Annotated in this window: 15 protein-coding genes; 8 read left to right on the forward strand and 7 right to left on the reverse strand. The window is 56.7% G+C overall.

Going from position 1 to position 18,810, the window contains the following annotated elements; genetic code table 11:
* The first annotated feature begins 102 nt into the window (after positions 1 to 102).
* Positions 103 to 825, forward strand: coding sequence for a response regulator transcription factor (locus EJ576_RS00560; RefSeq protein ID WP_028618590.1), 723 nt, complete (start codon positions 103 to 105; stop codon positions 823 to 825).
* Between the two features lie 106 nt (positions 826 to 931).
* Here the strand turns inward: EJ576_RS00560 and gyrB are convergent, their stop codons facing one another.
* The 4 genes from gyrB to dnaA are packed head-to-tail and all read right to left on the reverse strand — an operon-like array spanning position 932 to position 7,131.
* Positions 932 to 3,349, reverse strand: a complete 2,418-nt coding sequence (gene gyrB, locus EJ576_RS00565) for a DNA topoisomerase (ATP-hydrolyzing) subunit B (RefSeq protein WP_017528682.1) — start codon at positions 3,347 to 3,349, stop codon at positions 932 to 934.
* 4 nt (positions 3,350 to 3,353) lie between these two features.
* Positions 3,354 to 4,457, reverse strand: a complete 1,104-nt coding sequence (gene recF / locus EJ576_RS00570; protein ID WP_012721452.1) for a DNA replication/repair protein RecF — start codon at positions 4,455 to 4,457, stop codon at positions 3,354 to 3,356.
* Between the two features lie 20 nt (positions 4,458 to 4,477).
* Positions 4,478 to 5,581: a DNA polymerase III subunit beta gene (gene dnaN / locus EJ576_RS00575; protein WP_016970682.1), complete on the reverse strand. Its 1,104-nt coding sequence runs from the start codon at positions 5,579 to 5,581 to the stop codon at positions 4,478 to 4,480.
* A gap of 38 nt (positions 5,582 to 5,619) precedes the next feature.
* A complete protein-coding gene (gene dnaA / locus EJ576_RS00580; RefSeq protein WP_122730031.1) occupies positions 5,620 to 7,131 on the reverse strand; it encodes a chromosomal replication initiator protein DnaA in 1,512 nt (503 codons plus the stop codon).
* A 585-nt stretch (positions 7,132 to 7,716) separates the two neighbouring features.
* Between dnaA and rpmH the strand changes: the two genes are divergently transcribed.
* The 5 genes from rpmH (at position 7,717) to mnmE (ending at position 11,645) form a co-directional block, all read left to right on the forward strand.
* The gene (rpmH, locus tag EJ576_RS00585; protein ID WP_003213577.1) at positions 7,717 to 7,851 is read left to right on the forward strand and encodes a 50S ribosomal protein L34; all 135 of its coding nucleotides are present in this window, start codon (positions 7,717 to 7,719) and stop codon (positions 7,849 to 7,851) included.
* Between the two features lie 16 nt (positions 7,852 to 7,867).
* Positions 7,868 to 8,272: a ribonuclease P protein component gene (rnpA, locus tag EJ576_RS00590; protein WP_204937165.1), complete on the forward strand. Its 405-nt coding sequence runs from the start codon at positions 7,868 to 7,870 to the stop codon at positions 8,270 to 8,272.
* Entirely contained in the window at positions 8,265 to 8,510 is a 246-nt protein-coding gene (gene yidD, locus EJ576_RS00595; RefSeq protein WP_003213574.1) for a membrane protein insertion efficiency factor YidD, read from the forward strand. Before rnpA ends, yidD begins: the two co-directional genes overlap by 8 nt.
* A gap of 2 nt (positions 8,511 to 8,512) precedes the next feature.
* Complete coding sequence (gene yidC, locus EJ576_RS00600; protein WP_068937756.1) at positions 8,513 to 10,195, forward strand: membrane protein insertase YidC; 1,683 nt, start codon at positions 8,513 to 8,515, stop codon at positions 10,193 to 10,195.
* A 79-nt stretch (positions 10,196 to 10,274) separates the two neighbouring features.
* On the forward strand, positions 10,275 to 11,645 hold the full coding sequence (gene mnmE / locus EJ576_RS00605; protein ID WP_122730028.1) for a tRNA uridine-5-carboxymethylaminomethyl(34) synthesis GTPase MnmE: 1,371 nt from the start codon (positions 10,275 to 10,277) through the stop codon (positions 11,643 to 11,645).
* Between the two features lie 83 nt (positions 11,646 to 11,728).
* Here the strand turns inward: mnmE and EJ576_RS00610 are convergent, their stop codons facing one another.
* The 3 genes from EJ576_RS00610 to EJ576_RS00620 all read right to left on the reverse strand — a co-directional run bounded on the left by EJ576_RS00610 (position 11,729) and on the right by EJ576_RS00620 (position 15,710).
* Complete coding sequence (locus tag EJ576_RS00610) at positions 11,729 to 14,167, reverse strand: TonB-dependent siderophore receptor (RefSeq protein WP_122730026.1); 2,439 nt, start codon at positions 14,165 to 14,167, stop codon at positions 11,729 to 11,731.
* 92 nt (positions 14,168 to 14,259) lie between these two features.
* A complete protein-coding gene (locus EJ576_RS00615) occupies positions 14,260 to 15,204 on the reverse strand; it encodes a FecR domain-containing protein (RefSeq protein ID WP_122730024.1) in 945 nt (314 codons plus the stop codon).
* Positions 15,204 to 15,710, reverse strand: a complete 507-nt coding sequence (locus EJ576_RS00620) for a sigma-70 family RNA polymerase sigma factor (RefSeq protein ID WP_122730022.1) — start codon at positions 15,708 to 15,710, stop codon at positions 15,204 to 15,206. The genes EJ576_RS00615 and EJ576_RS00620 overlap by 1 nt, the downstream gene beginning before the upstream one ends.
* A 565-nt stretch (positions 15,711 to 16,275) precedes the next feature.
* On the opposite strand from EJ576_RS00620, the gene mnmG reads away from it, so the two are divergent.
* Complete coding sequence (gene mnmG / locus EJ576_RS00625) at positions 16,276 to 18,168, forward strand: tRNA uridine-5-carboxymethylaminomethyl(34) synthesis enzyme MnmG (protein ID WP_123478451.1); 1,893 nt, start codon at positions 16,276 to 16,278, stop codon at positions 18,166 to 18,168.
* The gene (gene rsmG, locus EJ576_RS00630; RefSeq protein ID WP_028618580.1) at positions 18,165 to 18,809 is read left to right on the forward strand and encodes a 16S rRNA (guanine(527)-N(7))-methyltransferase RsmG; all 645 of its coding nucleotides are present in this window, start codon (positions 18,165 to 18,167) and stop codon (positions 18,807 to 18,809) included. Before mnmG ends, rsmG begins: the two co-directional genes overlap by 4 nt.
* Position 18,810 lies beyond the last annotated feature (1 nt).

Here is an 18,810-nt window from a genome sequence, read left to right on the forward strand (position 1 = left end):
AGCGTATAGAGAGATCCGAGGGGTCGATGAATCTGCGCACAATTCTTCAGATTCAAAAACCGGCCGACGGCTGCCGCACTCTTCAAATGAAAGGACCCACCCATGCGTGTCGCAATACTGGATGACGAACCCGCCGAACTGCGCCGGGTGGAACAGACACTGCGACAAATCCCCAGTACCGCAGAACAGCCTTGGTCCCTGCATTGCTTTGAACGTGGCGAAGACCTGCTCCGCCAACTGCGCCGGGAAACCTTCGACCTGCTGATACTCGACTGGCAATTGCCGGATATCACCGGGATCGCGTTGCTGCGCTGGACCCGCGAACACATGGAGTCGCCGCCCGCCGTCATCATGCTCACCAGCCGTGATGCCGAGAGCGACATCGTCACCGCGCTCAACAGTGGCGCCGATGATTACGTCAGCAAACCTTTCCGTCCTAATGAATTGAAAGCACGGGTCACGGCGGTTCTGCGTCGGCATGGACTGCAAAAGTCTGCCACCCACGAAGTGCAGAGTTTTAATGACTTGACCTTTGATGATGCTGAATTGACCGTGACCCGCGCGGGCAAACCGATCAACCTCACGGAGCGTGAGTACCGTTTGGCTAGCTGCCTGTTTGCCAACCTGGCACGCCCCCTTTCTCGCGAGTACCTCTACGAGCGGTTCTGGACCCATGAAGAAATGGTGTCCTCGCGGCCGCTGGATACGCATATCTACCGGCTAAGAAACAAGCTCGGGCTGACCGCGGATCGGGGTTGGCAGTTGCTGACCATCTATGGATATGGCTACCGCTTGGAAAGTGTCGCAGCGGCGTCCCAAGCCTGATCCGTTGATGTTCCACGTGGAGCATTTTCAAAACCAGTGATTTTTACCCAATAAAAAAGGCCAACGTCTAAACGTTGGCCTTTTTAATCTGACGGGCTTACCGGGATCAGAAGTCCAGGTTAGAAACCGCCAGGGCATTGCTCTCGATGAAGTCACGACGAGGCTCGACCGCATCACCCATGAGGGTGTTGAAGATCTGGTCCGCGCCAATGGCGTCTTCGATGGTCACGCGCAGCATGCGACGCTGTGCCGGGTCCATAGTGGTTTCCCACAGCTGATCCGGGTTCATTTCACCCAGACCTTTGTATCGCTGGATGGTGTGGCGCTTGGTACTTTCCGCCATCAGCCAGTCAAGGGCTTCCTTGAATTCCTTGACCTGCTTCTTACGCTCGCCACGCTGAATATAAGCGCCGTCGTCCAACAAGGTGCTCAGTTGAGCGCCGAGGGTCACCACGGTCTTGTAGTCATTGCTGCCAAAGAAATCGCGGTTGAAGGTGACATAGTTCGACAGGCCGTGGGAGATCAGTTCGACCTCTGGCAGCCACACGTTACGTTCACGGTCTTCACGCAGACTGGCTTTGTACACAAGGCCAGACTTCTCGACAGTACGCAGGCGCACTTCGTACTGAGCCAGCCAATCCTGCATCGCTGCGTGATCGCCCAACTGTTCCAGGCTGACGGCCGGCAGGTAGATGAAATGCTCGGTCAGCTCCTGAGGGTACAGGCGCGACAAACGCTTGAGGGTCTTCATCACCATGCGGAAGTCGTTTACCAAACGCTCCAGCGATTCACCGGAAATTCCCGGCGCTTCGTCGTTCAAGTGCAGGCTGGCATCTTCAAGGGCCGACTGCGTCATGTACTCTTCCATGGCGTCGTCGTCTTTGATGTATTGCTCTTGCTTGCCCTTTTTCACTTTGTACAACGGCGGCTGAGCGATGTAGATGTAGCCACGCTCGATCAGCTCCGGCAACTGACGGAAGAAGAAGGTCAGCAGCAGGGTACGGATGTGCGAACCGTCGACGTCAGCATCGGTCATGATGATGATGTTGTGGTAGCGCAGCTTGTCGATGTTGTACTCGTCACGACCAATACCGCAGCCCAATGCCGTGATCAAGGTGCCGACTTCCTGGGAAGAAATCATCTTGTCGAAGCGAGCCTTCTCGACGTTGAGGATCTTACCTTTCAACGGCAGGATGGCCTGGGTGCGACGGTTACGACCCTGCTTGGCGGAACCGCCAGCAGAGTCACCTTCCACCAGGTACAGTTCGGAGAGGGCAGGGTCCTTCTCCTGGCAGTCAGCCAGTTTGCCTGGCAAGCCGGCGATATCCAGCGCGCCTTTGCGGCGAGTCATCTCACGGGCTTTACGCGCCGCTTCACGGGCACGCGCAGCATCGATCATCTTGCCGACGACCAGCTTGGCTTCGTTCGGGTTCTCCAGCAGGAAGTCGGAGAAGTACTTGCCCATCTCCTGTTCAACGGCAGTCTTCACTTCGGAAGACACCAGCTTGTCTTTGGTCTGGGAGCTGAACTTAGGATCCGGCACTTTTACCGAGATAATCGCGGTCAGGCCTTCACGTGCATCGTCACCAGTGGTGGCGACTTTGTGCTTTTTGGCCAAGCCCTCGGCTTCGATGTAAGTGTTCAGGTTACGCGTCAGTGCCGAACGGAAACCCACCAAGTGAGTACCGCCGTCGCGCTGAGGAATGTTGTTGGTGAAGCACAACAGGTTCTCGTTGAAGCTGTCGTTCCACTGCAGGGCGATTTCCACGCCGATGCCGTCTTCACGCTGGATGTTGAAGTGGAACACCTGGTTGACCGCAGTCTTGTTGGTGTTCAGGTATTCAACGAACGCACGCAGGCCGCCTTCGTACTTGAACAGCTCTTCCTTGCCGCTGCGCTCATCCTTGAGGACGATGCCCACACCGGAGTTCAAGAACGACAGTTCACGAATACGCTTGGCCAGGATGTCCCAGCTGAAGTGGATATTCTTGAAGGTTTCAGCCGATGGCTTGAAGTGGATCTGTGTACCGGTGGTTTCACTGTCGCCGACGATTTTCATCGGCTCTTGTGGAACGCCGTGAACGTAGGTCTGTTCCCAGATCTTGCCGCTGCGGCGAACAGTCAGGATCAGCTCTTCGGACAGTGCGTTCACTACCGAAACGCCCACACCGTGCAAACCGCCGGAGACTTTATAGGAGTTGTCGTCGAACTTACCGCCGGCGTGGAGTACGGTCATAATGACCTCTGCTGCCGAAACACCTTCTTCTTTGTGCACGTCTACCGGAATACCGCGACCGTTGTCGCGCACGGTAATCGACTCATCCGGGTGGATGATGATGCTGATGTCGTCGCAGTGACCGGCCAAAGCTTCGTCGATGGAGTTGTCGACCACCTCGAACACCATGTGGTGCAGACCGCTACCGTCATCAGTGTCGCCAATGTACATACCGGGACGTTTGCGTACGGCATCCAAACCTTTCAGCACTTTAATGCTGGTCGAGTCGTACGTGTTTTCTTCGCTCATGCCTTCACTCCCGATGGTCGTGGGTCTGGGTGATACGGCCTTGTTCCACGTGGAACAAAGCGACTGGCGTTTCCGTCTGCCAGCCTTCCCTCAATAATTCGTGGTCTACACAGGTGATAAACACCTGGCAGCGTAATTCTTCCAACAAGCGGCATAGCGCGCGGCGGTGTTGCTCGTCGAGTTCTGACGGCAAGTCATCCACCAGATAAATACACTGTCCGCGTCGGGCCTGGCTAACCAGATGGCCCTGGGCGATACGCAGTGCACACACCACCAACTTCTGCTGGCCACGGGACAAGATGTCCGCGGCATTGTGAGCGCCTAATCTAAGACGCAAATCAGCCCGTTGGGGTCCGGCCTGGGTATGACCAATTTGCTGATCCCGTTGCAAGGACGTCGCGAGCACTGCACTCAGCTCACGTTCTTTATCCCAACCACGGTAGTAACTCAGCGTCAGACCCTCGAGATCCAACAACTCACTCAAGGTCTGTTCAAAGACTGGTTTCAAGGCTTTGATATAGGCACGGCGGTATTCATCTATTTCGTCGCTGGCCAGGCACAGTTCCCGGTCCCAGGCCGCTTGCGAAGCGGCGTCAAGTGTACCATGCCGCAGCCATGAGTTCCGCTGCCGCAGGGCCTTCTGCAGGCGCTGCCAAGTGGCCATGAAACGCGGTTCCACGTGGAACACTCCCCAATCGAGGAATTGCCTGCGGATTTTTGGTGCACCTTCCAACAGACGAAAACTGTCGGGGTTGATCAATTGCAGCGGCAGGATCTCTGCCAACTGCGCAGCACTGCGTGCATTTTGCCCGTCAATGCGAATCTGGAACTCTCCGCCGCGATCACGGGATATCCCCAGGCTGCTGTGCCCACCTTCAGCGAGTTCGACTTGGCCAAACACAGTGCACGCCAATTGCTCGTACTGAATCACCGGTAACAAGCGAGCGCTGCGAAAGGATCGGGCGAGCCCCAGCAGATGAATGGCTTCCAGCACGCTGGTTTTGCCACTGCCGTTTGCGCCGTGGAGGATATTGATGCGAGGGGAGGGGGAGAAGGTCACCGGGTGCAGATTGCGCACCGCGGTGACCGAGACGCGACTGAGGGACATCTAGCTTCTGCTGAGCATGATTACAGGCGCATCGGCATGACAACATACGCCGAGTCGTCGTTGTCGGACTCCTGCACCAGGGCGCTGCTGTTGGAGTCCGACAGAATCAGGCGAACCTGTTCGGTGGTCATCACACCCAGTACGTCCAACAGGTAGCTCACGTTGAAGCCGATTTCCAGGGAACCACCGTTATAGTCGACGCCCACTTCTTCTTCCGCTTCTTCCTGCTCCGGGTTGTTCGCCTGGATTTTCAGCTGACCGTTAGCCAGTTGCAGGCGGATACCACGGTACTTCTCGTTGGACAGAATCGCGGTACGGCTGAACGCTTCACGCAGCGCCTGACGATCACCCAGTACCAGCTTGTCGCCACCTTTAGGCAGCACGCGCTCGTAATCCGGGAACTTGCCGTCAACCAGCTTGGAGGTGAAGGTGAACTCACCAGTGGTCGCGCGAATGTGGTGTTGACCCAACACGATGCTGACGTTGCCTTCCGGCTCGGTGAGCAGGCGTGCCAGTTCAAGGATACCTTTGCGCGGCACGATCACCTGGTGACGGTCCGGCTGACCGATATCGGCGCGCATCGAGCACATGGCCAGGCGGTGACCGTCGGTGGCCACGGCGCGGATAATGCCTTCCGACACTTCCAGCAGCATGCCGTTGAGGTAGTAACGCACGTCTTGCTGGGCCATGGCGAAGCTGGTGCGTTCGATCAAACGACGCAGCTTGCTCTGCTCCAGGCTGCAGGTCAGCGAGCCCGGGCCTTCTTCAACGGTCGGGAAATCATTCGCCGGCAACGTGGACAGGGTGAAACGGCTGCGGCCGGCCTTGACCACCAACTTCGCATCATCGACCTTGATGTCGATCAGCGCGTCGTTCGGCAGGCTCTTGCAGATGTCCATCAGCTTGCGCGCCGGTACGGTGATCTCGCCCGGCTCGGCAGGCTCTTCCAGCTGCACACGACCGACCAGCTCGACTTCCAGGTCAGTACCGGTCAAGGACAATTGCTGGCCTTCGACTACCAGCAATACGTTGGAAAGCACCGGCAAGGTCTGTCGGCGCTCGACGACGCCTGCGACCAGTTGCAGGGGTTTCAACAGGGCTTCGCGTTGAATGGTGAAATGCATGGTCTAGTCCCTTGCCTTAATAAGCTGCGCTGGTGTCATCAAGTGGTCAGTGTACGCAGCAGGTTCTTGTAGTCCTCGCGAATATCCGCGTCGGATTCCTTAAGTTCGTTGATCTTGCGGCACGCGTGCAAGACCGTGGTGTGGTCGCGCCCGCCAAACACATCACCGATTTCCGGCAGGCTGTGGTTGGTCAACTCTTTGGAGAGCGCCATGGCCACCTGCCGAGGACGTGCCACCGAGCGCGAACGGCGCTTGGACAGCAGGTCGGAAATCTTGATCTTGTAGTACTCGGCCACGGTGCGCTGGATGTTATCCACACTCACCAGTTTGTCCTGCAGTGCCAGCAAGTCCTTCAGGGATTCGCGAATCAGCTCAATGGTGATGTCGCGGCCCATGAAGTGAGAGTGTGCGATGACCCGCTTGAGCGCGCCTTCCAACTCACGCACGTTGGAGCGGATGCGTTGAGCGATGAAGAACGCCGCATCGTGGGGCAAGTCGACCTTGGCCTGATCGGCTTTTTTCATCAGGATCGCAACGCGGGTTTCCAGCTCCGGCGGCTCTACCGCAACGGTCAGGCCCCAGCCGAAGCGGGATTTCAGACGTTCTTCCAGGCCTTCGATTTCTTTCGGGTAACGGTCACTGGTCAAGATGACCTGCTGGCCACCTTCAAGCAGCGCGTTGAACGTGTGGAAGAACTCTTCCTGGGAACGCTCTTTGCGGGCAAAGAATTGAATGTCATCGATCAACAACGCATCTACCGAGCGGTAGAACCGCTTAAACTCGTTGATGGCGTTGAGCTGCAAGGCCTTGACCATGTCAGCCACGAAGCGCTCCGAGTGCAGGTACACGACCTTGGCATTCGGGTTCTTCTTTAATAGATGGTTACCCACAGCGTGCATCAAGTGAGTCTTACCCAAGCCAACACCGCCATAAAGGAAGAGCGGGTTGTAACCGTGCTTGGGGTTGTCGGCGACCTGCCAGGCAGCGGCGCGAGCCAGCTGGTTGGACTTACCTTCGACGAAGTTCTCGAAGGTAAAGGTGCGGTTCAGGTAGCTGGTGTGCTTGAGCGCGCCTTCGACCTGCACAGTGCGCTGTTCGGCGCGAACTGGGGCTTGTTGGGAGGCGGCGCCTGCCATCGGGTCGAAGCTGTCGCGGGATGGCTCTTCATTCTCTGGAGCGTTTTTTTGCGCAGAGGATTTGGAGGGCGCCGGTGCAGGCGCGGGCGCACTGACAGCAGGTGCTGTCGCTGCCTGGGCTTGCGACGCAGCCAGTGGCGCATTCGGCGCAGCGCGAGGCGCCGAGCTACGTTTGCTGCCTATTAATAAGGAAAGCACGGGCGCGAGGCCGTTGCCATGTTCATCGAGCAATTCGAGAACGCGGCTCAGGTACTTCTCATTGACCCAGTCGAGAACAAAACGATTGGGCGCGTAGACACGCAACTCGTCGCCTTCGGCTTCGACCTGTAGCGGACGGATCCAGGTGTTGAATTGCTGGGCAGGCAGCTCATCGCGCAAAAGCTCCACGCACTGCTGCCAAAGTTCCACTGACACGGATATCCCCTAAGTTGAAAGCCGGTGAGGCAAAAACAGCCGCCATTGTAGCGGCGAGCCGCCCACTTATCCACATGTAGCTTGATCACAGGCCGGCCAAAATCAACGTCTTAACGGTAATAAAGGCGACCAATGGTCTGTGTATAAGCTCTGTGGATAAGCCTACCTAAGGTCGTTGTACAAGTGGGGTCGAAAGTCTGTGGGTAACTGGCCTGTGGATAACAACCCATTCCACACACAGCTTATCCGACAGCGCAGCACAGGCAGAGCACCGTTTCTCCCCCGTGTTGTCATTCTCTGTACATCAGGTGGAATATGGCCTCAAGGCAGTTATCCACAGAGGAAGGCCTGCCTAGCTTTTATAAGCTTTACAGAAAAGCTTTAAATAACTTCCTTCTTTATTTTTATATCTATCCCATGACAGGTGGAAGCCTGGCGGACAGAAATGACCGGATGGCCTGTGGAGATCTAATTAAAGGAAAAGCTGGTTGGAAATTGACCTAGAGGCTTGCTTTCACTAGAATCGCCGGTCTCTTAAAACGGGGGCCATTCCGGCCCGTTGTGGACGAACCAGGTAACAACGCCATGAAACGTACTTTCCAACCAAGCACCATCAAACGCGCCCGCACCCACGGCTTCCGTGCTCGCATGGCTACCAAGAACGGCCGTGCTGTCCTGTCGCGTCGTCGCGCCAAAGGTCGTGCGCGTCTGGCAGTTTGATAATCCGGTACTGGTGGTGAGTCAGGACTTCAGTCGGGAAAAGCGTCTGCTAACCCCCCGGCATTTCAAGGCAGTCTTTGACTCCCCCACCGGCAAGGTTCCGGGGAAAAATCTCCTGCTCCTTGCGCGTAACAACGATCTTGATCACCCCCGTCTCGGGTTGGTGATCGGCAAGAAGAGCGTAAAGCTCTCCGTTGAGCGCAATCGCCTCAAGCGTCTGATGCGCGAATCGTTTCGCCTCCACCAGGACACTCTGGTTGGTTGGGATATTGTTATCGTCGCGCGCAAAGGCTTGGGTGATGTAGAAAACCCCGAATTGATTCAGCATTTCGGCAAGCTCTGGAAACGTCTGGCGCGTACCAACAAACCAGCTCCAGCGGCCAACACCGAAACTGTAGGGGTAGACAGCCTTGATGCGTAAACTGGCCCTCGTTCCGATCCAGTTTTATCGCTATGCCATTAGTCCTCTGATGGCCAACCACTGTCGTTTCTACCCCAGTTGTTCCTGCTACGCGTTAGAGGCCATAGAAAATCATGGTCTTCTGCGCGGTGGCTGGCTGACCTTTCGTCGTTTAGGTCGCTGTCATCCGTGGAATCCCGGTGGTTATGACCCGGTTCCACCTATCCCTACCTCCCGTTCTTCTTCGATGGCCGAGTAATCATGGATATTAAACGCACGATCCTGATCGTCGCCCTGGCAATCGTGTCCTACGTCATGGTTCTTAAGTGGAACCAGGACTACGGCCAAGCTGCCCTGCCGACTCAGAATGTTGCTACCAATCAGGCTGCGCCGGCTATTCCGGACACCCCGCTGGGTAACAATGCGTCCGCGAGTGCCGATGTTCCCAGCGCGAATGGCGAGACAAGCGCCCCTTTAGAAACGCCAGTGGTCACCAATAAAGACCTCATCCATGTCAAAACGGATGTGCTCGACCTGGCTATCGACCCACAAGGTGGTGATATCGCGCAGTTGAAACTGCCGCTGTATCCACGTCGCCAAGACCATCCGGATGTTCCGTTCCAACTGTTCGATAACGGTGGTGAACGTACTTATCTGGCGCAAAGTGGCCTGACCGGCACAAACGGTCCGGATGCTCGTGCTACCGGTCGTCCGGTTTATTCGACCGAACAGAAGACTTATCAACTGGCTGATGGCCAGAACCAGTTGAACGTTGACCTGAAATTCAGCCTCGACGGCGTCAACTACATCAAGCGTTTCAGCTTTACCCGTGGTCTGTACGACTTGAAGGTCACTTACCTGATCGACAACGAAAGCGACAAACCATGGAGCGGCAACCTGTTTGCCCAGCTCAAGCGTGATGCCAGTTCCGATCCTTCTTCCAGCACCGCCACCGGCACCGCGACTTACCTGGGCGCCGCCCTGTGGACAAGTAGCGAACCGTATAAAAAAGTGTCGATGAAAGATATCGACAAGGGCTCGCTGAAAGAAACCGTCCAAGGTGGCTGGGTAGCCTGGCTGCAACACTACTTTGTGACCGCCTGGATCCCGAGCAAGGGCGACGCGAACCTGGTTCAAACCCGCAAGGACAGCCAAGGCAACTACATCATTGGCTTCACTGGCCCGGCGTTGACCGTCGCGCCAGGCGCCAAGGCTGAAACCAGCGCCACGTTGTACGCCGGCCCGAAAAGCCAGGCTGTGCTGAAAGAGTTGTCCCCAGGTCTGGAATTGACTGTGGATTACGGCTTCCTGTGGTTCATTGCCCAGCCGATTTTCTGGTTGCTGCAACATATCCACAGCATTGTGGGTAACTGGGGTTTCTCGATCATCTTCCTGACCATGCTGATCAAAGGGATCTTCTTCCCTCTGTCGGCAGCCAGCTACAAGTCGATGGCGCGCATGCGTGCCGTAGCCCCGAAACTGGCGGCGCTGAAAGAGCAGCATGGCGATGACCGGCAGAAAATGTCGCAGGCCATGATGGAGCTGTACAAGAAAGAGAAGATCAACCCGCTGGGTGGATGCTTGCCGATTCTGGTGCAGATGCCGGTATTCCTGTCGCTGTACTGGGTACTTCTGGAAAGCGTGGAAATGCGTCAGGCTCCGTTCATGCTGTGGATAACTGACCTGTCGATCAAAGACCCGTTCTTTATCCTGCCGATCATCATGGGCGCGACCATGTTTATCCAGCAGCGTTTGAACCCTACTCCGCCGGATCCGATGCAGGCCAAGGTAATGAAAATGATGCCAATCATCTTCACCTTCTTCTTCCTGTGGTTCCCTGCTGGTCTGGTGCTGTACTGGGTGGTCAACAACGTGTTGTCGATCTCTCAACAGTGGTACATCACACGTAAAATCGAAGCGGCTACCGCAAAAGCCTCTGCGTAATTTACTCTGTGGATAACCACTCAAGACGCCCCCTAGTGGGGCGTTTTGCTTTCCGTCACTTTAGTTCTGGAACCTGCTGATGAGCGCTCCTCGTGAAACCATCGCTGCTGTCGCTACCGCTCAAGGTCGCGGCGGTGTCGGTATCGTTCGTATCTCCGGACCGCTCGCCGGCAAGGCGGCTGAGGCTATCAGCGGCCGCGAGTTAAAGCCGCGATATGCCCATTACGGGCCATTCCTGGATGCAGATGAAACGGTGCTGGACGAAGGCTTGGCCCTTTATTTCCCTGGGCCCAATTCCTTTACTGGGGAAGATGTCCTGGAATTGCAGGGCCACGGCGGCCCGGTTGTGCTGGATATGTTGCTGCAGCGTTGCCTGCAACTGGGCTGCCGTCTGGCCAGGCCTGGGGAATTCAGCGAACGCGCCTTTCTCAACGACAAGCTCGACCTGGCCCAGGCTGAAGCCATTGCTGATTTGATCGAAGCCAGTTCTGCACAGGCTGCACGCAACGCACTGCGCTCGCTGCAGGGCGCGTTCTCGCTACGTGTGCATAACCTGACCGAACAACTAATCAACCTACGCATATACGTCGAGGCGGCGATTGATTTTCCCGAGGAAGAAATCGATTTCCTCGCCGATGGCCATGTATTGACGATGCTCGATAAAGTCCGTGATGAGTTATCCACAGTGCTGCGTGAAGCCGGGCAAGGTGCGCTGCTGCGTGACGGCATGACGGTGGTGATTGCTGGACGGCCCAATGCAGGCAAATCCAGTCTGTTGAATGCACTGGCGGGGCGCGAGGCCGCCATCGTCACTGAGATCGCCGGTACCACCCGGGATATCCTGCGCGAACATATCCACATCGACGGCATGCCACTGCACGTGGTCGACACAGCCGGCTTGCGCGACACCGATGACCAGGTGGAAAAGATCGGCGTGGAACGCGCGCTCAAGGCCATCGGCGAAGCGGATCGAGTTCTGCTGGTGGTGGATGCGACGGCGCCCGAGGCTGTGGATCCTTTCGCGTTGTGGCCGGAATTCCTTGAGCAACGGCCGGACCCGGCCAAGGTCACCTTGATTCGTAACAAATCCGACCTGACGGGTGAAGCCATTGCGATGGAAACCAGCGCGGATGGCCACGTCACGATCAGCCTGAGCGCCAAGTCGGCGGGTGAAGGCCTGGAACTGCTGCGCGAGCACCTCAAGGCCTGTATGGGCTACGAGCAGACCTCGGAGAGCAGCTTCAGTGCGCGCCGTAGGCACCTGGAGGCGTTGCGCCACGCGAGCGCAGCGTTGGAGCACGGCCGGGCACAGTTGACGTTAGCGGGGGCAGGGGAGCTGCTGGCAGAGGATCTCCGTCAGGCGCAGCAGTTGTTGGGAGAGATCACCGGTGCATTCAGCTCCGATGATTTGTTGGGCCGGATCTTCTCCAGCTTCTGCATCGGCAAATAAAAAAGTTATCCACACGCCCTGTAGGCACTGGCTTAGCAGCGATAGCGGCCTGAAGAACACCACATTCTTCAGGCCCTCACCCATTACCAGTTGTACGAAACCGTCCCAAGCAGCGTGCGGCTATCCCCCCAATAGCAGCGGCCCGCATCGTTGCAACCAGATACATATTCCTTGTCGAACAGGTTCTTGGCGTTCACATCCACAGACCAATGTTTGTCAATTTGATAGCCAACGGCTGCATCCACCAAGGTGACGCTTCCTGCATCCAACTTCCCGTATAGCGTTGGCGCGGTGTAGGAAAAGGTGCTGTCGAAATAACGCACACCGCCGCCCATCGACAAACCTTTGAGTTGGCCATCAAGGAAGCGGTACTTGCCCCATACCGAAGCCTGGTTGCGTGGAACCCCCGTCATCTGGTGCCCTTCAACCAGCGATGTAGCCGAATCCTTAGTAATCCGAGCGTCAGTGTAGGTGTAAGCGGCCGTCACATTCAGGTTGGGCGTGATGTTGCTGTTCACCTCGACTTCCGCACCTTTGGCCCGGCTTTCGCCCACCTGGCGATAGCTGTTGGTGGTGGCGTCGAGGTAGGTGTCGTCTTCCTTGCGCAGGTCATACACCGACAGGGTCATCGCCGTATCCCAGCCGATCGGCTCGTACTTCACACCCACTTCGTACTGACTGCTGGTAATCGGCTTCAGCGGTGACCCGGCATTGGAGATCTGCTGCACCGGCACAAATGCGGTGGAGTAGCTGACGTACGGCGTCAGGCCGTTGTCGAACTGGTACATCACCCCGCCTTGGTAGGTGAACTTGCGATCTTCCGAGCCGGTGTTACTGGCCTTGTTGACCTTGTCGCGGAAATCGCTGTCGACCCAGTCCTGACGGCCACCCAGCAGGAACAGCCAGTGGTCGTACTTGCTCTGGATCTGTGCATAAACGCCCTTCATCTGCTGCTCGAGCAAGGTGTTTTGCACTGCCACCGGCGTAAGCGGATCACGCAGATACACGGGGTTATACACATTGATGGTGCCGGCGAAACCGGCGTCCCAATCCTGATTGAACGAAGTGCGGTCATAGCTGGCACCAAACAGCACTGTGTTTTCCAGGCCGCCCACCTGGAATTTGCCTTCCAACTGGTTATCCAGGGAATACACCATCGACTTGTTATAGCGGTCATAGGCGGTCATGTTCAGTTGCGTACCAAACCCGCGGTTATTCAGGGCGCTGGGCCAGGTTTCATGGCGGTTGATGCGCGACTGCATATACCGCGAGTTCTGGCGGAACTGCCAATCGTCGTTGAAGCTGTGGCTGAATTCGTAACCGGTGCTCCAGGCTTCACGTTCAAATGTGTTCCAGTCCGGGTCGCCGAGCATGGTGTGCTTGGACAGCTTGCCATTGGGATTTGTCAGCAAGGTGCCGGCCGCCGGTAGGCCAAGTTCGAGATTGGTGTGGTCCTTTTGATAATTAGCCAACAGGGTAAGGGTGTTGTAGTCGTCGAAATTCAGGGTCAGTGATGGCGCGATGTACAGGCGATCATCAGGCACATGGTCGGTCTGCGTGTCGGATTTGCGACCGAGCATCACAACTCGGCCAAGAATATTGTCACTGTCATTGAGCGGTCCCGAGATATCCACACCCAGTTGACGCCGATTATTCGAGCCATACCCCAGCTGGACTTCACCTTGCGGCGTGGCTGTCGGGTGCTTGCTCACCAGGTTCACCAAACCGCCAGGTGCGTTTTCGCCGTAGAGCAGGGAAGAGGGGCCACGGAAGATTTCGACGCGCTCCAGGCCATACGGCTCACTGGTGGTGTCATACCGATTGCCTTGTACACGAAGGCCATCTCGCAGCAAACCGTAGCCGTAATCGGTGGCATTGAAACCACGAATGAAGAACAGGTCACCGGCCAGACCGTCGCCGGCAGCAAAGGGTGGCGCAAAGATACCTGGCACGTAGCCCAACACTTCCGTCAGGGTCTGTGACTTCTGGTCCTTGATGCGCTGACCGGTGACTATGGATACCGAACGCGGTGTTTCTGACAGAGGCGTACTGGTCTTGGTACCGACACGGCTGTTTTGTGCCTTGTAACCCACATCCCCGGCGATCTCCTGGTTGAACCCGTCCTGTTGATAAGTGCTGACCGTGGTGGGCGCAAGCGTGAGTTGCCCAGCAGGAATGGCCTGCAGGACATAGCTGCCGGGCGCCTGGGGTACCGCTTGTAACCCCGAGTTCTGCAGCAACAGCGCAAAGCCTTGCTCTACCGAATAGTCGCCTTCAAGCCCGGTCGAGTTCAAACGCGCGGTTTGCTGGGGCGAGAAAGATAGAATCACATTCGCCCGAGCGGCAAATTGGCTCAACGCATTGTCCAGGGGGCCCGCCGCAATAGCGTAGTGCTGCACCGCGCTGGCGGCCAGGACATCAGTGGATAACAAAATACCGCCGGTGGTTGCCGTGCCGAGTAGCAGGCTGCATGTCATACCGTGGTAGGAAAGTCGCTGGCGGAGCTTGGAAGAGAGGCGCATAAGTGGATAAGCCCTGAAGGTGGCGTCGTGATTACCTGTAGGGCCGTGTCAGATAAAAAAAAGATAACCCCTTGTGCGGATACTTTTTGCAATCAACCGATTCGTTTCACCGAAACCCAATAGCGGGTGAAATACTTCACCTGGATCGGCAGGGTTGCCTGCAGATTGGCCAGTACCGCATCGGTGGAATCCAGGCGGAAGGTCCCGGAGACACGCAGGTGTGCCGACGCCAAGTCGCATTGCAGAACACCCGGGCGGTAGCGGGCGAGGTCTTCGATCACATCCCCGAGGCGAGCATCCAATACGATCAACTGACCATCGACCCACGCCGCTTGTGAGCCGCGGTAAGCGTGGTTAAGCCCCACGTGTTGGCGATCGAAGTCAGCGCTTTCACCGGCACTGAGTAGCCACGCGTGATTGGGTTGGTCACCAGGCGCTACGCTCACCCGATCCTCGAGGACGCCGACACGTGTGGAGTCTGGCAACTGGCGCACGGTGAAGGTGGTGCCCAGGGCCTGGATTCGGCCTTGGCGGGTCTCGACATAAAAGGGCGTCTGGCCACCCCGCTTGCCGGTGTGGATAAGTACTTCACCTTCACGCAGGCGAATCAAACGCTGGCGCCCATCGAATACCACGTCAATTGCCGTACGGGTGTTCAGATCAATCCGCGTACCGTCAGCCAGCTCGATACGCCGGCGCTCACCCACGGACGTCCGGTAGTCGGCCCATACATTGCCCAGGGGCGTGTGTTGCTGGACATTCCAGCCGAGGTACCCGGTACCGCCCAGCACCAGCATCCACTTCAACACCTGGCGCCGTTGCTGGCTGGTCGACAAGGCCCGGCGGGTGAAATCCTGGGGCAGGGCGCCGAGACTGCGCTGCAACTGCTCCATCTGGTTCCACGCAGCCTGATGGGACGGATCGCCGTTGAGCCATTGTTGCCAGGCTTGGCGCTCGGCGGCGGTAGGGGTTTGGGATTGAAACTGTACATACCAACTGGCAGCGGCCTCGAAGGTCTTGCGATCAGGCGCCGCCATTACAAGCTGGCCATGATCAATGCGCATTCGGTCAATGCACGGATCATGTGCTTCTTCACGGTGGTCAGTGAAACCTGAAGCTGATCGGCAATCTGTTGATAAGTCAGGCCCTCGATCTGCGACAGCATGAATATCCGGCGTGCTCGCTCGCCGAGTGCCGACAAGGCTTTATCCACAGCCACCAACGTCTCGATGATGATGGCTTTGTCTTCTTCGCTGATGGCTATGGCTTCAGGCCGTTCGGCCAAGGTTTGCTTATAGGCCTGTTCGATGGCATGTCGACGGTAGCGATCAATCACCAAGCCCCTGGCAATGGTCGCCAAATAGTCTCGCGGTTCAACGATCTGCGCCGCATGCCGCCCGCCCAGGATGCGCACGAACGTGTCGTGCGCCACATCGGCCGCATCGCAGGCGTTATGCAACTTCCCTTTGAGCCACCCGTGCAGCCAGGAATGGTGCTGCTCATAGATGTTCTGGACCGCAGCCGTGTGTGAAGAAGGGGACATAGGGCATGACAAGGTAGGTTAATGATAATCGCTATTATTAACTGCCCTATCGTTTTCTCACAATAGATCTCTTTTTTTGCTGTGCTCACCACCGAGTGGAGGTTTCAGTTGACGTTGTCGTGGACTGAATATGGACAGTTACACCGATTTCTGCGAATTAAGCCCTGTGAATAACCGCCTCTGTGCCCAGTTGATAACAGGGCCTGAAACCTGAGTAAAAACCCGCCTGTGGATAAGCACCTGTTTAATCCACAGGCTTAAAGCACTTATCCAAGCCCCTCATTGGCACATGACCACAGACTTTTGAATCGCTGTACACAACGTAAACAAAGGCCTGTAGAGATCTATCCACAGAAAGGTAGCTACATAGAAATAAACATAAAAACAAAGATTTAATAAATTTCTCTCTTTTAATTTCTATTGTCTGTGATTCATCCACAGCTGGTTAAATTTTGTGCAAAGGGTTCTTTAGGAAGGGCTAAGTCCCTATACTTGCCGCCAAAGCTCTAAAACTCTTTCAACAGACAATTCCTGATTACCTACATAAGCAGGCACGAGGTGCGTGGTGGATTTCCCTTCCCGTTTTGAAGTGATCGTCATCGGCGGCGGTCATGCCGGTACCGAGGCAGCACTGGCGTCAGCACGCATGGGCGTAAAAACCCTGTTGTTGACGCATAACGTGGAAACCCTCGGAGCAATGAGTTGCAACCCCGCCATTGGTGGGATCGGCAAAAGCCATTTGGTCAAGGAAATCGATGCCCTTGGCGGCGTGATGGCCACGGCTACCGATAAGGGTGGTATTCAGTTTCGTGTGCTCAACAGCCGCAAAGGCCCAGCCGTACGGGCTACCCGGGCTCAAGCCGACCGCATCCTGTACAAGGCTGCTGTGCGCGAAACCCTGGAAAACCAACCGAACCTGTGGATATTTCAGCAAGCCGCGGATGACCTGATCGTCGAACAAGACCAGGTACGCGGGGTTGTCACGCAAATGGGCCTGCGTTTCTTCGCGGAATCCGTGGTGTTGACCACCGGCACGTTCCTCGGCGGACTTATCCACATTGGTATGCAGAACTATTCCGGCGGTCGCGCCGGTGATCCGCCGTCGATTGCTTTGGCAAAACGCCTGCGTGAATTGCCGCTGCGTGTCGGCCGCCTGAAAACCGGGACCCCGCCGCGTATCGACGGGCGTTCTGTGGACTTCTCGGTGATGACCGAACAGGCCGGCGATACGCCGATCCCGGTCATGTCGTTCATGGGTTCCAAAGAACAGCACCCGAAACAGGTAAGCTGCTGGATCACCCACACCAATGCCCGCACCCACGAAATCATTGCTGCGAACCTCGATCGTTCGCCGATGTACTCCGGTGTGATCGAAGGGATCGGCCCGCGTTATTGCCCGTCGATCGAAGACAAGATCCACCGCTTTGCCGACAAGGAAAGCCACCAGGTCTTCATCGAGCCCGAAGGCTTGACCACTCATGAGCTGTACCCGAACGGCATTTCCACTTCCCTGCCGTTCGACGTGCAAATCCAGATCGTGCAATCGATCCGCGGCATGGAAAACGCACACATCGTGCGTCCGGGCTACGCCATCGAATACGACTATTTCGACCCGCGTGACCTGAAGTACAGCCTGGAAACCAAAGTGATTGGCGGTCTGTTCTTCGCTGGCCAAATCAACGGAACCACCGGTTACGAAGAAGCCGGCGCCCAAGGTTTGCTGGCCGGGACCAACGCAGCATTGCGTGCGCAGGGCAAAGACAGCTGGTGCCCACGTCGAGACGAAGCGTATATCGGCGTTTTGGTCGATGACCTGATTACCCTGGGCACCCAGGAACCGTACCGGATGTTCACTTCCCGGGCGGAATACCGTTTGATCCTGCGCGAAGACAACGCCGACCTGCGCCTGACCGAAAAAGGACGTGAACTTGGCCTGGTCGATGATGTGCGTTGGGAAGCCTTCTGCAAAAAACGCGAAAGCATTGCATTGGAAGAACAGCGCCTGAAAAGCACCTGGGTCCGCCCGGGCACCGAGCAAGGCGACGCGATCGCTGAAAAATTCGGCACGCCGCTGACCCACGAGTACAACTTGCTCAACCTGCTGTCCCGTCCGGAAATCGACTACGCTGGTCTGGTCGAAGTGACCGGCCAGGGCGCGGAAGATCCACAGGTCGCCGAGCAGGTCGAAATCAAGACCAAATACGCCGGTTACATTGACCGCCAACAGGACGAGATCGCTCGCCTGCGCGCCAGTGAAGACACCAAGCTGCCTGTGGATATCGACTACACCGGGATTTCCGGCTTGTCGAAAGAAATCCAAAGCAAGCTGGGGATAACTCGTCCCGAGACATTGGGCCAGGCTTCACGTATTCCCGGCGTCACCCCAGCAGCCATTTCGCTGTTGATGATTCATTTGAAAAAACGCGGCGCGGGCCGTCAGTTGGAGCAAAGCGCTTGAGTTCGTTGGTCACCTCGCAACACGCAGAAGAGTTATCCACAGGCGCACGCCAGTTGGGCGTCGACCTGACCGAAACCCAGCACGAGCTGCTGTTGGGGTATTTGGCGTTGTTGATCAAATGGAACAAGGCTTACAACCTGACCGCAGTGCGTGATCCCGACGAAATGGTGTCCCGTCACTTGCTCGACAGCTTGAGCGTGATGCCATTCATCGAAAACGGCCGCTGGCTTGACGTTGGCAGTGGCGGCGGCATGCCTGGTATTCCGTTGGCCATCCTGTTTCCCGAGTCCCAAGTGACCTGCCTGGACAGCAACGGCAAGAAAACCCGTTTCCTGACCCAGGTCAAACTCGAACTCAAGCTGGATAACCTGCAAGTTATCCACAGTCGCGTCGAAGCCTTCACGCCTGAACAGCCTTTCAATGGAATTGTTTCCAGGGCGTTCAGCAGTATGGAGAACTTCAGCAACTGGACCCGCCACCTCGGCGACCGCGATACCCGCTGGCTGGCAATGAAGGGCGTCCATCCAAGCGATGAGCTGTTAGCATTGCCGGCAGACTTCCACCTCGATAGCGAACACGCCTTGGCTGTACCCGGTTGCCAAGGCCAACGCCATCTGCTGATACTGCGCCGCACGGCATGAT

The organism is Pseudomonas sp. C 49-2 (assembly GCF_003970195.1).
In the GTDB taxonomy this organism is placed as follows: Bacteria; Pseudomonadota; Gammaproteobacteria; order Pseudomonadales; family Pseudomonadaceae; genus Aquipseudomonas; species Aquipseudomonas canadensis.